The 15,461-nt window shown below is 71.0% G+C and carries 14 protein-coding genes and 1 tRNA gene; 6 read left to right on the top strand and 9 right to left on the bottom strand.

Annotated elements, in window-relative coordinates:
* Positions 1 to 293: 293 nt before the first annotated feature.
* Positions 294 to 683 carry an Hsp20/alpha crystallin family protein gene (locus FBT69_12925; GenBank protein ID MDL1905693.1) on the bottom strand — a complete coding sequence of 130 codons (390 nt, stop codon included), beginning with the start codon at positions 681 to 683 and terminating at the stop codon, positions 294 to 296.
* A 41-nt stretch (positions 684 to 724) separates the two neighbouring features.
* Positions 725 to 1,219 carry an Hsp20/alpha crystallin family protein gene (locus FBT69_12930; protein ID MDL1905694.1) on the bottom strand — a complete coding sequence of 165 codons (495 nt, stop codon included), beginning with the start codon at positions 1,217 to 1,219 and terminating at the stop codon, positions 725 to 727.
* Positions 1,220 to 1,445: 226 nt separating this feature from the next.
* On the opposite strand from FBT69_12930, the gene FBT69_12935 reads away from it, so the two are divergent.
* Both FBT69_12935 and glgP read left to right on the top strand, forming a co-directional pair.
* Positions 1,446 to 1,532 (top strand) — tRNA-Ser (locus FBT69_12935).
* A gap of 115 nt (positions 1,533 to 1,647) precedes the next feature.
* Entirely contained in the window at positions 1,648 to 3,360 is a 1,713-nt protein-coding gene (glgP, locus tag FBT69_12940; protein MDL1905695.1) for an alpha-glucan family phosphorylase, read from the top strand.
* On the opposite strand, the gene FBT69_12945 is transcribed toward glgP, so the two are convergent.
* Both FBT69_12945 and FBT69_12950 read right to left on the bottom strand, forming a co-directional pair.
* On the bottom strand, positions 3,357 to 3,626 hold the full coding sequence (locus FBT69_12945) for a hypothetical protein (protein MDL1905696.1): 270 nt from the start codon (positions 3,624 to 3,626) through the stop codon (positions 3,357 to 3,359). The genes glgP and FBT69_12945 overlap by 4 nt on opposite strands.
* Before the next feature lie 22 nt (positions 3,627 to 3,648).
* On the bottom strand, positions 3,649 to 5,112 hold the full coding sequence (locus FBT69_12950) for a phosphoglucosamine mutase (GenBank protein MDL1905697.1): 1,464 nt from the start codon (positions 5,110 to 5,112) through the stop codon (positions 3,649 to 3,651).
* A gap of 111 nt (positions 5,113 to 5,223) precedes the next feature.
* Between FBT69_12950 and FBT69_12955 the strand changes: the two genes are divergently transcribed.
* Together FBT69_12955 and ppk1 are read left to right on the top strand one after the other, a co-directional pair.
* Entirely contained in the window at positions 5,224 to 5,604 is a 381-nt protein-coding gene (locus tag FBT69_12955) for a 6-carboxytetrahydropterin synthase (protein ID MDL1905698.1), read from the top strand.
* Complete coding sequence (gene ppk1 / locus FBT69_12960; GenBank protein MDL1905699.1) at positions 5,601 to 7,790, top strand: polyphosphate kinase 1; 2,190 nt, start codon at positions 5,601 to 5,603, stop codon at positions 7,788 to 7,790. Before FBT69_12955 ends, ppk1 begins: the two co-directional genes overlap by 4 nt.
* Positions 7,791 to 7,813: 23 nt before the next feature.
* Here ppk1 and FBT69_12965 read toward each other — a convergent pair whose 3' ends face one another.
* On the bottom strand, positions 7,814 to 8,914 hold the full coding sequence (locus FBT69_12965; GenBank protein MDL1905700.1) for a pyridine nucleotide-disulfide oxidoreductase: 1,101 nt from the start codon (positions 8,912 to 8,914) through the stop codon (positions 7,814 to 7,816).
* A gap of 191 nt (positions 8,915 to 9,105) precedes the next feature.
* Between FBT69_12965 and FBT69_12970 the strand changes: the two genes are divergently transcribed.
* Positions 9,106 to 9,459, top strand: a complete 354-nt coding sequence (locus tag FBT69_12970) for a hypothetical protein (protein MDL1905701.1) — start codon at positions 9,106 to 9,108, stop codon at positions 9,457 to 9,459.
* Between the two features lie 6 nt (positions 9,460 to 9,465).
* On the opposite strand, the gene FBT69_12975 is transcribed toward FBT69_12970, so the two are convergent.
* Complete coding sequence (locus tag FBT69_12975) at positions 9,466 to 11,472, bottom strand: hypothetical protein (protein ID MDL1905702.1); 2,007 nt, start codon at positions 11,470 to 11,472, stop codon at positions 9,466 to 9,468.
* Between the two features lie 142 nt (positions 11,473 to 11,614).
* Here FBT69_12975 and FBT69_12980 point away from each other — a divergent pair, with 142 nt between their 5' ends.
* Entirely contained in the window at positions 11,615 to 12,976 is a 1,362-nt protein-coding gene (locus FBT69_12980; GenBank protein ID MDL1905703.1) for a tetratricopeptide repeat protein, read from the top strand.
* A gap of 26 nt (positions 12,977 to 13,002) precedes the next feature.
* On the opposite strand, the gene FBT69_12985 is transcribed toward FBT69_12980, so the two are convergent.
* The 3 genes from FBT69_12985 to dnaX all read right to left on the bottom strand — a co-directional run bounded on the left by FBT69_12985 (position 13,003) and on the right by dnaX (position 15,444).
* Complete coding sequence (locus FBT69_12985) at positions 13,003 to 13,731, bottom strand: hypothetical protein (GenBank protein MDL1905704.1); 729 nt, start codon at positions 13,729 to 13,731, stop codon at positions 13,003 to 13,005.
* 94 nt (positions 13,732 to 13,825) lie between these two features.
* Positions 13,826 to 14,080: a hypothetical protein gene (locus FBT69_12990; protein ID MDL1905705.1), complete on the bottom strand. Its 255-nt coding sequence runs from the start codon at positions 14,078 to 14,080 to the stop codon at positions 13,826 to 13,828.
* Positions 14,081 to 14,289: 209 nt separating this feature from the next.
* The gene (gene dnaX / locus FBT69_12995; protein MDL1905706.1) at positions 14,290 to 15,444 is read right to left on the bottom strand and encodes a DNA polymerase III subunit gamma/tau; all 1,155 of its coding nucleotides are present in this window, start codon (positions 15,442 to 15,444) and stop codon (positions 14,290 to 14,292) included.
* Positions 15,445 to 15,461 lie beyond the last annotated feature (17 nt).

Genomic DNA, 15,461 nt, shown 5'->3' on the forward strand with positions numbered 1-15,461 from the left:
GACGATCGAATGAAGTCGCCTCGCGATGCCCTTCGTGCCGGTCGCTGCCATGGTCGGTCTCCCGATGTCCGGTGTGCGTTCACCAACCCGGCCCGCCGCATGGGCAGACCGGGCACGAGAGGCCCACGGCATCAGTATGCCGAATGAGTGGTCGCGCGCCAAGGCTCATCATGGAACTTTGCGGCTCGGACTCGCGGGATCGTCGCGGCGAGCGGGCAGCAGATAGAGGAGGAGCCGCCCGTGGGCACACGGCGCACGGGCGGCTCGGATGGGGGACGAGTTGTGTTGGTTGGTCAGCCGGCGCGGACCTGGACGCGCTGGGCGCGCCGCGAGGTTCTCTTGGGCAGAACGATGGTCAGCACGCCGTCGCGGCAGGTCGCCGTGATGCCTTCCTGATCCACGTCCTCGCCCAGGCGGAACGCGCGGCGGTAGTCGCCCACACCGAACTCGCCCTGCACCCAGCGGGCGTCCTCGGGGTAGCGTTGCTCGACGCGGGCCTCGACGGTCAGTACGCCGTCGTCGATCGTGAGCGAGATGCCCTCGGGCGTCGCCCCGGGGACGTCGGCGTGGATCTCGAAGCGGTCATCAAAGGTGAAGAAGTCGCTCGGCGGCCTGTAGAGCCTGCGCTCGCCCGCGACGTTCGACACGGACCCGTTGCGTTCAATCACCGTCGTCTCGTTCATGGTGGTGTCCTCCGTTTGGTGTTCGAGCGTGCGGCACGACCTCACGAGGCGTTCACCGGGAGCGTCTTCGCCTGCTTCGTTTCCGGCGCGCCCAGGGCACGCACCTCGATCTTGCGCGGCCGCGCCGACTCGGCCTTGGGCATCGTCACCCGCAGCACGCCGTTCGTCAGCGTCGCCTCGACGCGCGACGGATCGATCGGCAGCGGCAGGCCGACCGTGCGTTCGAAGTGCGCCAGTTCACGCTCGACGCGCAGGGTCTCCGCGCCTTCGGGAGTGGTGCGCTCACGCCGGCCGCGCACCGTCACGAGGTTCTCCGTTGCCGTCACCTCGACCTCGTCGAGTGAGAAGCCGGGGAGTTCCGCCTCGAGATGGAACGCGGTGTCGTCGTGCCAGAGGTTGACGGCGGGCCACGAGGCCGGCACGGACGGCGCGATGCCGAACGCTTCGTCCATCCGGCGGGTCATCGCATCGAACACCCGCCCGAACTGCCTCGACAGGTCATCGATTCTCGGGGTCAGGATCAGTGTGCCACGCATGGGTCGCCTCCTTTCGATCGTTCATTCCCGGTCGCCGATTCCCACAGACCGGCGCTACGGGAAGGTGGGCAACCAGCGTGCCAGCGCGCGTGGCGACCACGGAGTCATGGGGGCGAGCGGAGCGTCTGTCGCGGAGGCAATGCGTGCAGGGCGGGCTGTCAAGTTGACAGCCCAGGGCTCGAGACTCAGGACTCGAGCGTCCAGGCTCCTCCTACGATCCCCTGCCGGTGGGGTGGCCGAGTGGTCGAAGGCGCCGGTCTTGAAAACCGGTAGACCCGTCAGGGTCTCGCGGGTTCGAATCCCGCCCCCACCGCTTGTTTTTCGGACAATCCTTGGGGGTAGCCGCCGCGTCGGCTCACCCCGGGGAGACGCCGTGTCGATGCTTACGCGGGCCTCGCGTGATCGCACCCCGTCCGGAGGAACGGAAGATGCGCCTCGACTTCGACATCGCTTATCTGTCGCTGGAGATCGGGATCGACTCTCGCATCCCGACCTACGCCGGCGGCCTCGGCGTGCTCGCGGGCGACACCATGCTCGCCGCCGCCGACCTCGGTATCCCCATGGTCGGCGTCACCCTCCTCTACCGCGAGGGCTACTTCACGCAGGAACCGGCGGGGGGCAACCCGCGCGACATTCCCCAGCCCTGGGAGCCTGAGCGCGTGCTGCGCCAGATGCTCCCGCGCGTCGTCGTGCCGATCGACGGACGGCCGGTCATGCTCCGCGCCTGGCGGCACGACGCGGTGGGCGTGGGCGGGCACGTCGTCCCCGTCTACTTCCTCGACGCCGAGCTCCCCGAGAACGATCCGGACGCTCGCATCATCACCCGCCGCCTCTACGCCGGCGACCACCAGCATCGGATTCGGCAGGAGACGGTGCTCGGCATCGGCGGCCCAAGGATGCTGCGCGCCATCGGGCACGACGTGCGCCTCTTCCACATGAACGAAGGACACGCTTCCTTCGCCACCCTCGAAGCCCTCAGCGCGTGCGTCGCCCGGCGATCGGAGCACGGCGGCACGGCGCACGATGCGCTGGGGCCGGCGTCGATCGCCCAGGTCCGCGACCGCTTCGTCTTCACCACCCACACGCCCCTGCCCGCCGGCCACGACCGGTTCGACGTCGATACCGTGCGCCGCATCGTGGGCGACCATCCCGCCCTCCACCGCCCGGACCTGCACGGGGAGGGCGAGTTGAACACGACGCGCCTGGCGATGAACCTCAGCGCGTTCACCAACGCCGTCTCGCGCCGCCACGCCGAGGTCTCGCGGGCGATGTTCCCCGGCTACCGCATCGAGTCCGTGACGAACGGTGTGCACGCCGGCCGCTGGGCGAATGCGCACGTCGCCGCCCTGTTCGACGAGCACGTTCCGAACTGGCGGCGGCACAACGCCGACCTGCGCCTCGCGCACCGCATCCCAGCTGACGCCATCCTCGCCGCCCACGCGAAGGCCAAGGGCGAGATGCTCACGGCAGTCGCCTCCGCGACGGGCCGATCGCTCGAGCCCGACGCCCTCACGATCGTCTTCGCGCGGCGCATGACGGACTACAAGCGCCCGACGCTCGCCCTCGCCGATCCTGCCCGGCTTCGCGCCATCGCCGACCGCGCGGGCCCGATCCAGCTCGTCTTCGCGGGCAAGGCCCACGCCCACGACGGCGCGGGTCAGGAAATCGTCCGGCGGATCCACGCCGTCGCCAGGTCGCTCGAAGGCTCTGTGCCCATCGTGTTCGTGAACGGGTACGACATCGCTCTCGCGCACAAACTCGTCGCCGGCGCGGACCTCTGGCTGAACGTCCCTCGTCCGCCGTTGGAGGCCTCTGGCACGAGCGGGATGAAAGCCGCCATCAACGGCGTGCCCAGCCTCTCCACCCTCGATGGCTGGTGGCTCGAAGGATGCGTCGAGGGCGTAACGGGCTGGTCGATCGGCTCTGCGTCCGACGACTGCCGAACCGAAGGCCACGAGAGCATGGACCCGCGACACGCCGCGGACCTCTACGACAAGCTCGAGCGCGCCGTCGCGCCGCTCTTCCACCGCGACAAGCCGTCCTGGGCGCGGATGATGCTCAACTGCATCGCCGTGAACGGGTCGTACTTCACCGCCGAGCGGATGGTCGCCGAGTACGCCGTGCGGGCGTACGCGCGCTAGGCCGTCGTCTCCGGCCCGACGACCTCGACACGCGTCGATCGGTCGAGGTTGCAGACGACCAGTTCGCCGTCGTCCTTGCGGATGACGAGGCGGTCGAGCCAGAGTTTCTTGTCCTCGCCGTGCGCGTACCACGAGCCGGTCTTCTCGCGCCCGGCGCGCACCACCGTCCCCTCGAAAGTGGTCGTGATCGCGCCGGAGAGGCGCGGCACTTCCTTCGTCACACGGACGCGGTCGCCAGGCTCGAAGGTGCGGGTCTGGAGCGGCATGGGGCTGAGTATACGCGCGGCGTCACCGCCCGATGGCACGCTCGACCTCGGCCAGCAGGCGGGCCGCGCCGTCGCCGGTGCGCGCCTCGGCGATCAGCCGCATGATCGGCTCGGTGTTGCTCGCCCGCACGTGGACCCACGCCGGACCGCCGCCCGCGTGGCGGCAGTCGTCCCAGTCCACGCGCACACCGTCCTGACGGTCGGCGCGGGCACCTTCCCTGCTCGCCCAGGCGGCGACGCGCTCGACGGCGGGCGACGCCGCCTCGCGGGCGGCCATCTCGACCTTGCGCTTCTCGATCGCATAGGCGGGCATTTCCGCGATCAGCTCGGCGAGCGCCCGCCCGTGCCGGGCCATCAGGGCGAGCACGAGGGCCATCGCGCTCAGTGAGTCGCGGACGCAGGTCACGCCCGGCCAGATGACGCCGCCGTTCCCCTCCCCACCGATCTCGGAGCCTTCGCGCTTCATCGCGCCGGCGACGTGTGCCTCGCCGACGGGCGTGCGAACGACACGCGCCCCGTGCTCGCGTGCGAGGTCGTCGATCATTCGGCTGGTCGAGAGGTTCGCGCACAGCACGATGCCGCGGTGTCCCTCGTGCGCGCGCGCACCCAGCGCGTCGCACGCCTCCAGCACGCTCCGCGCGGCGAGCACGAGCGTCCACTCCTCGCCGACGTATCTCCCTTCGCCGTCGATGATCGCGAGGCGGTCGCCGTCAGGATCCTGCGCGAAGCCGGCGTCCGCCCGGGACTCGCTCACCGCCGCGCAGAGTGTGCCGAGGTTTTCGCGTGTCGGTTCCGGCGGGTGGGGGAAGACGCCAGACTCGTCGTCGCCGAGGTGTGTGACGCGGCAGCCGAGCGATTCGAGCAGCCGCCGCCCGCCCTCGACCCCGGCCGCGTTCACCGAGTCCAGCACGACCGAGTAGCGCCGTTCGCGGATGAGCGCGACGAGTTCGTCGCCGAGCCTGCGGAGCACGAGCGCGGCGTGGTCCCAGCCCGCGTCGTGCCGGCGCCGCACTCGCCCCGCCTCCGACCAGTTCCGCCACACGACACGCCCACCGCGGAACGTCGCGGCGATCTCGTCAGCGGCCGGCGGCGGCGGGGCGCAAGCGCGCACGCCCTCGGCGACGCCCTCACCCTCGGCGACGAGGCACTTGATCCCGTTCCATTCCTGGCCGTTATGGCTGGCGGTGACGACGAGGCCGCCCGCCGCGTCGAGTTCGTCCACCATCACGCCGACGGTGGGGGTCATCTCGACGCCGAGGTCGATCACGTCGCATCCCGCGCCGGTGAGGCCCGCAACGGCCGCAGCGTGGATCGGGTCGCACCCCGCGCGTCCGTCGCGCCCGACAACGACCACCGGCCTGCCCCCCCGTCGAGGCAGCCACGACCCGAACGCCGCGGCGAACCGCGCCGCGACTTCGGTCGTCAGGCTCGTGCCGACGATCCCGCGCATCCCGCTCACCCCGACCATCAACGGACCGTCGCGCATCGTTCCTCCCGCCGCCCGGCAGAGAACAGCCTACCCGCCGACTCACGATCGGCCCACTCATGTCTGGTTCCTGGCGTCTCTCCTCCTCCTTCCTATACTTCGCGCCCTTCCATGTATTCCATCTCCGTCGAGACCGAGTTCTGCGCCGCGCACGCCATCGTCATCGCCGGCGTGCGCGAGCCGCTCCACGGGCACAACTGGCGAGTGACGGCGACGATCTCCGGCGACACGCTCGACGATGAGGGCGTGCTCTGCGACTTCCACGCCGTCGAGGCCGCGCTCCGCGAGGTCATCTCTCCTTTCGTCAACGCGAACCTGCACGATTCGCCCCCGTTCAACCGCCGCAACCCTACCGCCGAACTCGTGGCGCGGCACATCGCCGACGAACTCGCCGTGCGTCTCGCGCCGTCGCTCGCCCGGGGCGCCCGCGTGTCAGCCGTGAGCGTCACCGAAGCCCCCGGTTGCGCCGCGACCTACCGTCCTGAGCCGTGACGCAGACCCGCCGAGCCAACTCCGTCACCCGCGAGCCGGAGCCGTCGCCCGAGGCGTCGCACTTCTTCAACCGCGACCTCTCGTGGCTGGAGTTCAACCGGCGCGTGCTGGCGCAGGCCGCCGACGCGGACTTTCCGCTGCTCGAACGGGTGAAGTTCCTCGCCATCTTCTCGAACAACCTCGACGAGTTCTTCATGAAGCGTGTCGGCCTGCTGAAGCGCTCGGTGCATGCGGGCATCGACTCGCCCGGGCCGGACGGGCTGCGCGGCCGGCAGGTGCTGGCGGCCATCCGCGAGCGCGTCATCGAGTTGCAGCGCGTGCAGGCGGAGTTGTGGGAGCGGACGCTTCGCCCCGCGCTCGAAGCCGAGGGCGTGCGCATCCTCCGCTACGCCGACCTGAACGCCGACGAACGAACCGCGATCGACGCCTGGTACCGGGCGAACGTGTTCCCGGTGCTTACGCCGCTTGCGGTCGATCCGGGCCACCGCTTCCCGTTCATCTCGAACCTCTCGGAGAACCTCGGCATTCTCGTCTGCGCGCCGGGCAGCCCCGAGCGGCACTTCGCCCGCATCAAGGTGCCCGACGTCCTGCCCCGGTTCGTCCCCGTGGGTGCGGACGCGCCCATGCAGCCCGGCGACCTCGCCCGCCTCCCGGTCTCGCAGGATGCGCCGCTGCGCCTGCTCCCGCTGGAGGAGCTGATCCTCAACAACCTCGACGACCTCTTCCCCGGCATGGAAACGCACGACGTCACGCCCTTCCGGCTGACGCGCAACGCGGCGGTCGAGCGGGAGGACGACGAGGTCGAGGATCTCCTCGAGCACGTCGAGGCGGAACTTCACATGCGCCGGTTCGCCAGCGCGGTGCGCATCGAGACCGCCCCGAACCCTTCGCCCGGCGTGCTCGCCTTCGTCACCGACGAGCTGGGCCTGACCGAGGAGGACGTCTACAAGCGGCCCGGACCGCTCGAGTACGCCGACCTCTTCCAGGTGGCGGAAGTCGCCCTGCCGCACCTGAAGTTCGAGCCGTGGATTCCCGCCGTGCCGCCCGCGATCGCGCACGCCTCGTCCTCGGACTCGGACCTCTTCGCCATCGTGCGTGAGCGCGACGTGCTGCTCCACCATCCCTACGAGTCGTTCAAGGCGTCGGTCGAGCGGTTCATCGCCGCCGCCGCCCGCGACCCGGACGTGCTGGCGATCAAGCAGACCATCTACCGTACCAGCCGCGACTCGCCCTTCGTCGCCTCGCTCATCCGCGCCGCGGAGAACGGCAAGCAGGTCGCCTGCCTCGTCGAGCTCCGCGCCCGCTTCGACGAGCAGAAGAACCTCCGCTTCGCGCGGCAGCTCGAGAAACACGGCGTCCACGTCGCCTACGGCGTCGTCGGGCTGAAGACCCACTGCAAGTGCTCCCTCGTCGTCCGCCGCGAGAGCGGCGGCCTGCGCGCCTACGCCCACCTCGGCACCGGAAACTACAACCCCCACACGGCCCAGCTCTACACCGACATCGGCCTGCTCACCTCCAACCCGCGCATCACCGACGACGTCGTCGCCCTCTTCAACCTCCTCACCGGACGCAGCCAGCAGACCGAATACAACGAGCTGCTCATCGCCCCCGCCAACCTCCGCCGCCAGTTCTCCGAGCTCATCCGCCGCGAGACAGAGAATGCACGCCGCGGTCTGCCCGCGCGCATCTTCGTCAAGGTCAACTCCCTCGAAGACCGCAAGATGAGCGAACTCATCTACGAGGCCTCGCAGGCCGGCGTGCGGGTCGATCTCGTCGTGCGCGGCTTCTGCTGCCTCCGCCCCGGCGTGCCCGGACTCTCCGACAACGTCCGCGTCGTCTCCGTCGTCGGCAGGTTCCTCGAACACTCGCGCGTCTTTCACTTCGCCAACGCCCGCGAGAACCCCCTCGACGGCGACTGGTACATCGGCTCGGCCGACTGGATGTACCGCAACCTCAACAACCGCGTCGAGGCGGTCATCCCCGTGCGCGACGCCGACGCCCGGCGACGCCTGAACCGCATCCGCGAGGTCATGCTCGCCGATCGCCGTCGCGCCTGGTCGCTCAACCCCGACGGCTCGTACACGCAACTCGTCCCCCCCCCGGACGCGCCGCCCGATTCGCCCGTCGCCCTCGGCACCTTCCGCACGCTGATGAACGACACGCTCGCCGCCTCGGGCCAAGGGTAACGCCCCCCTCATCCTCTCCTCGGTCAGGCCTCCTCCAGCGCGCCGAACTCCGGCTCCTCCGCCGCGCTCCCCGTGCCCGTGATCGCCCGCACGATGCGTTCGGCGTGGACGTGCGTGTTCTCGATGAAGTATCGCGTGCGCTCCTGCGAGCCGCCGCACGCCGTCCCCGCGACGTACACGCCCGGCACGTTCGTCTCCATCGTTCGAGGGTCGTGGGTCGGCCGCCGTTCCGGGCCTTCCAGCGCGATGCCGAACGCTTCGAACAGCGATGGATCCTGCACGTACCCGGTCATCAGCAGCACGAAATCGGTTTCGATCTCGGTCGGCCCGCCGCGCCCGCCCGCGTCGCCGAGCACGACCGAGCCGTCGCGGATCTCGCGCACGACCGTCCGCGGCAGCCACCCGATCTCGCCCTTCGCGATCAGCCACTCGATCTCCGGCCGCAGCCAGTACTTCACCCGCTGCTCGTCGAACCGCTCGCCGCGATACGAGACCGTCACACGCGCCCCCACCCGCCGGCACCGCAGCGCGGCCTCCACCGCCGAGTTCTTCCCGCCCACGATCAGCACGCGCGTGCCGAAGTACTTGTGCGGTCCCTCGAAGTAGTGGCTCACGTGCGCCAGCCCCTCGCCCGCCACGCCCAGCATCCGCGGCCGGTGCATGTTCCCGATCGCCAGCACGACCCGCCGCGCTCGATACTCCTCCCCTCCTTCTTCGGGTGCAGGGCCTTGCATGCCCCGTTCCTCCCCCATTTCCTCCTTCCCTCCCACACCGTGCGGGCTTCTTGCTGTCCGAACAACGAACACCTCTCCCTCGCGCCGCACGCCGACCACACGCCGGTATGGGCGAATCTCCAGCCCGAACTGCCGCACGATCTCGCGCAGGTACGCCTGGTACTCCTCGCCGGTGATCTTGGCCTGATCGACGCTGGGGATCGGCACGCCGCGGACGGCGAGCCGCTCGGTGCTGGAGAAGAACCGGGTGTTCGGCGCCCACCACCCGAAGGTCGCGCCGACCTGTCCGGCCTCGACGTGCGCGTACGACACCCCCGCGCGCTTCAGCCCCGCTGCAACCTCCAGACCGATCGGCCCAGCGCCGACGATCAGCACGTCCGCGTCGATCATCGGCCAAGAATAGCCCAGGCGCGCGGCGTCTCACGAACAGCACGCTCCGCGGTCGGCAGGCGGAAGACGCGGTGGTCAGCGCGCACGCCGGGAGTGGTTGAAGACGGGGTCTGCAAGGATCCGCCCCGGTGAAGTCGGCATTCCCGCTCTTGCCTTGATCCCTCTTCCCCTCCACCTCCGTAGCATCCGCCATGCGACGCGCCGGGTGCGACGAGAACAACCTGCAGATGTCCGACGTGCTCTGCGACTTCTGCGGGGCGGAGTGGACCCTCGATCGCCCGATGGTCGAAGGCCACCGCGGCGCGTGCATCTGCGGCCCGTGCCTCAGCATCGCCTACACCGAACTCGTGATGCTGGGCACGGACGCCGCGCCCGCGGGCTATGAGTGCCGCCTGTGCCTGGAGCACAAACCGGACCCGGCGTGGAGCAGCCCGCTCTTCGAGGGCGTGTACGCCTGCCGCCAGTGCGTAAAGCGCAGCGCGGGCGTGCTGCACAAGGACCCGGACATCCCGTGGCGCAAGCCGGACGCGCCCGCGCCGCCGTGATGCCGGTCAGCGGTCGTGGTCATTCTCGTCGTCGCTCGCCGGCAGGTCTTCGTGCCCGGATTCGAGGGCTGCTCGCAGGGCCGCGAGCCGTGCCGCGTGGCCCTCGGTCAGGCGACCGGTGAAGAGGCGTTCGAAGGCGTCCGCGGCGTCGGTCGCGTGCGGCAGCGATGCCGCGCGGTCGAGGACGTCGAGCCAGGTGTCGGCGTCGGCGTTCAGGGCGGCCGCGGCGTCGTAGCGCCGCAGCGCGATGAGCGCGCCGAGGCGGGCACGGACGGCGCGGGCGTGCGAAGCATCGTCAGCGTCCTCGGGGAAGACGCCGAGCACGTCGAGCGCGGTCTGCGCGCGGCCGAGGGCCAACCTGGCCTCGGCGAGCATCAGGATCGCCTCGACGCGGTCGCGCTCGTCGAGGACGCGGGCCTTGGCCCCCTCGATGAGCGGCGCCAGCGCGAGTTCCCGCCGCGCTGGCGAGCGGATCACGCGCGCCACGGCGACCCGGTCGGCAGGCGCGAGCGCCTCGACGAACGCATCCAGCGCGGCGGCGTGGGCCGCGGGCGTCGGCGCTGGCAGCAGCACCATCCGCTCGAATGCCTCGGCGGCGGGCAGGTGCGCCTGCGCGGCCCGCGAGGCGGCGGCGAAGAGGCCGGGATCGTCCGAGGCACGGGCGATGATCGCCCCGGTGAACTCCGCGAACGGCGCGAGGCTGTCCGCGACAGCCGCGCGCACCCCCGCGCGCGTCGAGGCCAGCAGCGAGGCGACTGCGCGCCGATCGCCGTCATCTCCCAGCGAGGCCAGCAGGCGAACGGATGAGGGGTTCAGCGTGTCAGGTGGGGCGGCGCGCAGCGACTCGACGACGCGCTGCCGGTCCGTGGGGTCTTCGAGCAGCCCGGCGCGGTGCAGCGCGAGCAGGGCATCGGCGGCCGCGCCACGCGCGCCCGACTCGCGTTCAAGCCACGCGAGCGCGGGGCCGCGGATCACCGGCGAGGGCCAGCGCGTGGCGGCGACCAGCAGCGCCTCGGCGGGGCGGGCGTCGGTCTCGCGGGCAAGGGCGCGTCCGACCACAGGCTCCGCCTCGGGGGGGGCGAGGCGACTGACGAGCAGCGCAGCCTCGGCCCGAACCTCCGGCGATGCGTGTTCGAGCAGCGAGATCGCGGAGGCCGCGACCTCACCCCCGAGCGTGTTCGTCGCCGAGAGTTCCCGCGCGGCCAGTTCAAAGCCGAGGCGGCGCAGTTCGTCCCGGTCGTCGCGCAGCAGCGAAGCAAGCATCGTGAGCCGCTCCTCGGCGGACACGAGGAGGTAGAGCCGCCGGGTCGTTTCGACCAGGCGTGTCTTCGCGCGCTCGTTGCGCTGCCACAGGTCCGCGCTTCGCCGCGCCAGCGACTCGATCAGCTCCCGCTGCCATAGCCGCTCCGGCAGCGTTTCGACGCGAGTCAGCCACGCCTGCCACGCCTCGGCGGTGCGAGGCAGGTCGGTCCGCGCGGCGAGGCGTTCGAGAGCGTCGAACGCCGCCGTGCGCACCGCTGACGGGCGACTCGGCTCGACGAACGCCACGATCGTCCGCGCGGCTTCGCGCGTGCGCACGCTCGCCAGCGCGCCGAGCACCGCCGGAACCTGCTCCGGCGTTGAGACCGCCGCCAGCGCGCCCAGCGGCGCGCCGAGGTCGACCGCGACCGCCGGCGAGCGCGCCATCGCGGCCAGCAGCAGCCGGCGCGATCCCGGGGCGTCTTCCGCGCGGGCGAGAACCTCGGAAACCAGCCGCAGGCTCTCCGGCTCCACGCACCGATCCACCAAGAGCGAAGCCGCCCGCTCCCGGTCGGCGGCAGGTGCGGCGGGATCGTCGAGCAGGGCAAGGAGTGACTCCGGTGTTGCCGCGGGCGCCACCGCGGCCTGGACCGTGCCTGTTCCGTTCTGCAACGCGAGAGCCTGCGGCCCTGCCAGGGCGAGCGCGAGTATAAGCGTACCCGTCCATCGGGCGCACCCATGCCGTCGTCCCGGCCTGTCAGGCCGCTGTCCCACGCGTGTTCGGCTCCCACTGGGGGCGATCGGCGCCGAAGGCCGGCCCACCGTCCCGATCCTACCGTTGCCGCGGCATTGATGTTGCTGCAACCTCTCCCTACCATCGGTCGGCCCGCCTTTCGGGGGCCATCGGCGAGGCGACATGAACGACTGGTTCGACGCCGAAGAGCACGTTGAACGCGCCCACGAGCTGTACGAGGCCGGGCGCTGGGACGAGGCCGAGTCCGAGTTGCGCAAGGCCCTGTCGCGCAATCCCTACCAGGCGGAGTGGCAGTTCAACCTCGGCCTTACGCTCGAGGCCGCGGGCCGGTATCGCGAGGCCGCCGAGGCGTTCGCCTGCGCCGCCGAGTTGCGCCCCGACGACGCCCCGACGTCCGTGCTCGCGGGCCTGAACCGTCTCCGTGCCGGTGACCCCGAGGGCGCGCTGCCGCTGCTGGAGAAGGCGGCCTCGATCGACCCGCAGAACCTGGACGCCTTCACGTACCGCATCGAGGCGAACGCTCGGCTCGGCCGGCACGAGCAGGCTGAACTCTTGTTCTACATGGCGCAGCAGCTCGCCCCCGACCACGCGGACATCTACGCCGCGATGGCGGACTCGCTCCTCGAGCGTGGCCTGCACGACAAGGCCGTCTGGTGTTTGCGCGAGGCGGCTCGGCTGGACCCGGACCTGCCGCGTGTGCAGGCGAGACTCGCCGAGGCCTACGCCAGCACGGGGCGCCACGAGCGGGCGCGGCAGTTGTACCTGCTGGAACTGCGGCGCGACCCGGGCGACGTGGAGACGCTCCTCGACCTCGGTTGCCTGCTGACGGACATGAACCGCTACGCCGAGGCTGGCGAGAAGTTCCGCCGCGTGCTGGAACTGGAGCCGGACAACCCCGATGCGCACTTCCACCTCGGCGAGCTGGCGGAGCGGCAGGGCGACCGGGCCGGCGCGCTGGTGCAGTTCGACGTGGTGGTGCGCCTGAACGCGGAGTTCCCGGGGGCGCGGTGCGCGCTGGCCGAGTGCCTCATGCAGCGCGACAAGCCCGGCGATGCGGATCGCGCCGCGGACCTGCTGCTCGAGGAGTGCGCCGACCAGGCCCGCCACCCGGACCGCTCGGACCCGGAGGACGCGGCGGAGCTGGCACGCCTCCTGTTGGACGCGGATCGTCCGAAGGAGGCCGCGACGGTTTTCTCCCGTGTGCTGGCGAAACGCCCGAACGACGCCGAAGCCCACCACGGGCTGAGTGTGGCGAGGTTCCGGCTGCGCGACTTGGCGGGGGGGATGGAGTCGGCCCGCGCTGCACTGCGCCTGGCCCCGACAATGGTGGCGCCGATGCACAACCTCGCGCTGGCGTATCTGGAGCAGGGGCAGTGGACGCGGGCGCGCTACTGGGCCGCGCAGGCCTGCCGCATCGACCCGGACGACCCCTCACTGCGCCGCCTGCGCCTGCGCCTGCGGGTGCACGCGCTGGTCGAGGTCGTGGCGTGGCTGGCCGGGCGGGTGGTGCGACGCAAGCGCTGAGCATCCCGCGCCTCAAGCCTCAAGCCTCAAGCCTCAAGCCTCAAACTTTCCACCATCCGCCGCGCGATCGCCCGTGTTGGCGCGATCATCTCGTCCCCGTGCGATGCCGAAAACGCGGCGAGTTCCGCGAGCGTGAGCCAGCGCGTCTCCTCGTACTCCCAGGCGTCCGGGGCATGAGCGGTTGGAAGCGCCTCGGGGGCCCGGTCGTATTCGAGCCGCAGGACGATGTCCGTACCGCGACCGGCGGGGTCGAGCGTGATGCACTCCGGCACGGCCCGCGCCGGCGGGAGTGTGATGCCGATCTCCTCGCGGATCTCGCGCAGCAGGTGGTCGAGCGCGTCGCGACCGTTGAGCGTGGCCGGCTGGTCGTCGTCGAAGACACCCGGCGCGTGCAGGCCGCCGGCGGGTCCGAACTCCCACTTGCCGGGGCAGGCCCAGACCTCGCGGCTTCGCCTGCCGAGCAGCACGCGCGTGGGCTCGCCGGGCGGCGCGGCAACCAGCAGCCCCGTCACGCCCAGCAGCGAGACGATCGGCGGGTCGGACTCGTCCTGGCACGTCAGGCGGAGGTAGGAGTCGCGCCGGGCGTGGATGGTCGAGGCGGCCCCGTCAAACGACACAAACGCGAGGATCGGGCCGTTGAAGAGGCGCGGCGTGCGCGTCCGCAGCGCGTTCCAGCGTTCGAGCATGGCGCGCGAAGGCTCCGGCGCCCGCCCGGCAGCCACCTCGACGCGGAGCGCGTCGAGGAGAGTGGGCATTGGACGGTGGACAATGGACATTCGGTGTCGGTCCCTTCAGGCGGTGAGGGCTATTCTGCCGTCTGTCTTCACGTCCATCGTCCGCTGTTCACCGTCAACTGTCCCTCGGGCGTTTGGGCGTGATACGGCCGAGCGAGCCTTCGAAGGCTTCGAGCGCGGCCTTCACGAGCGGGTGTTCGGTGACGGTGACTTCCGGCCTCGCGCCGGTGTCGGGCGTGCCGACGGGCGACTCCTTGCGCTCGCGGATTTCCACTCGGGCGCGGCGGCCGGTCCCGTCCCGGATCAGCCGCTCCACCGCCTCACGTTGCGGTTCGAGAAGCGGCACGGCGAGCGGCGGCGCGTGCAGCACGATGGGATCGTCGTCCAGCGTCCCGGCCTCAACCCCCGCCAGCAGCGCGCGCAGGCGCGGCGACGCGCGATCGACAACCTCCGCCCATGAACGGGCGCGAGGCGGCGCGGCAGGCGCGTGGGAACTCGGCTGCGGACTCGAGGCAGGGCGCGAAGCGACGGACGCGGCTCGGCGTTCCTCCGGCGCGCCCGGCGGCGGCGGGTCGGCCCTTACCCCCGCCGCCCGGCCGGTTTTCCCGGCGGGCCTCCGCCCTCGAGTTGCGTGACCAGCGCGGTCACCTCCGCCAGCTTCTCCGTCATCGCCAGCCGAACGATTCCCGCGTCCAGCAGGGCGCGCGGCATCGCGCTCCCCTTGGCCGCCCGCTGCACGCTCTCGCAGACCGCGATCATGTGCACCAGACCAGCGGCGTCAAAGCGTGCCGCACGGGCGACCTCTTCCTCGCGCGTCCCGCCCGACAGGTCGAGCAGCGAGGTCTTCGGCCCGCACGCGGCGAGAATCATCAGGTCGCGGAGCCGACCCATGAGTGTTTCGAGCAACTGCTCGACGCCGACCCCCTTGGCGAGAAGCTCGGCGGTGCGGTCGAGGGCTGCGCCCGCGTCGCCTTCTGCGAAGGTGTCAATGAGTGCGCCGACCAGCGTCCGGTCCGGCAGCCCGAGCAGCTCTTCGAGGAGTTTCACCGTGAGCCGCTTCTCGCCCGCGGCCATGAGGCGGTCCAGCAGCGAGAGCGCGTCTCGCATCGATCCGTTGCCCAGCCGTGAGACCTCGGCGATCAGTTCCGGCTCGGCGTCGAGTCCCTCCTGCCGGATGACCTTCGCCATGTGCTCGGCGATCAGCGACGACGGGATGTCGCGGAAGTCGAACCGCTGGCACCGGCTCTGGATCGTCGCGGGAACCTTGTGCGCCTCGGTGGTGCAAAGAATGAACTTGACGTGCTCCGGCGGCTCCTCCATCGTCTTGAGAAGCGTGTTGAAGGCGTCGCGGGTCAGGCCGTGCACTTCGTCGATGATGTAGACCTTGTACGGCCCGCGCATCGGGCGATATACGCAGTTGGCGATGAGTTCGCGCGCGTTCTCGACGCCGCGGTTGCTGGCCGCGTCGATCTCGATGACGTCCTGGTCGCGGCCCGTCATGATGGCCTGCGCGACCTCATCGCTCAGGGCGCCGTCCTTGGGCGTGTTGAGCGCCTTGGCGAAGAGGCGGGCCATGGTCGTCTTGCCCACGCCGCGCGTGCCGCAGAAGAGGTAGGCGTGCGCAACGCGACCGGAGCGGATGGCGTTGCGGAGCGTGCGAGCGATCGGCTCCTGGCCGACCACCTCGTCAAAGTCGCGCGAGCGGTAGCGGCGGGCAAGAACGGTGTAGGCCATGGGTTCGATTGTACGGC

Origin of the sequence: Synechococcales cyanobacterium CNB, from assembly GCA_030263455.1 — a bacterium.
Classification (GTDB): domain Bacteria; phylum Planctomycetota; class Phycisphaerae; order Phycisphaerales; family UBA1924; genus CAADGN01.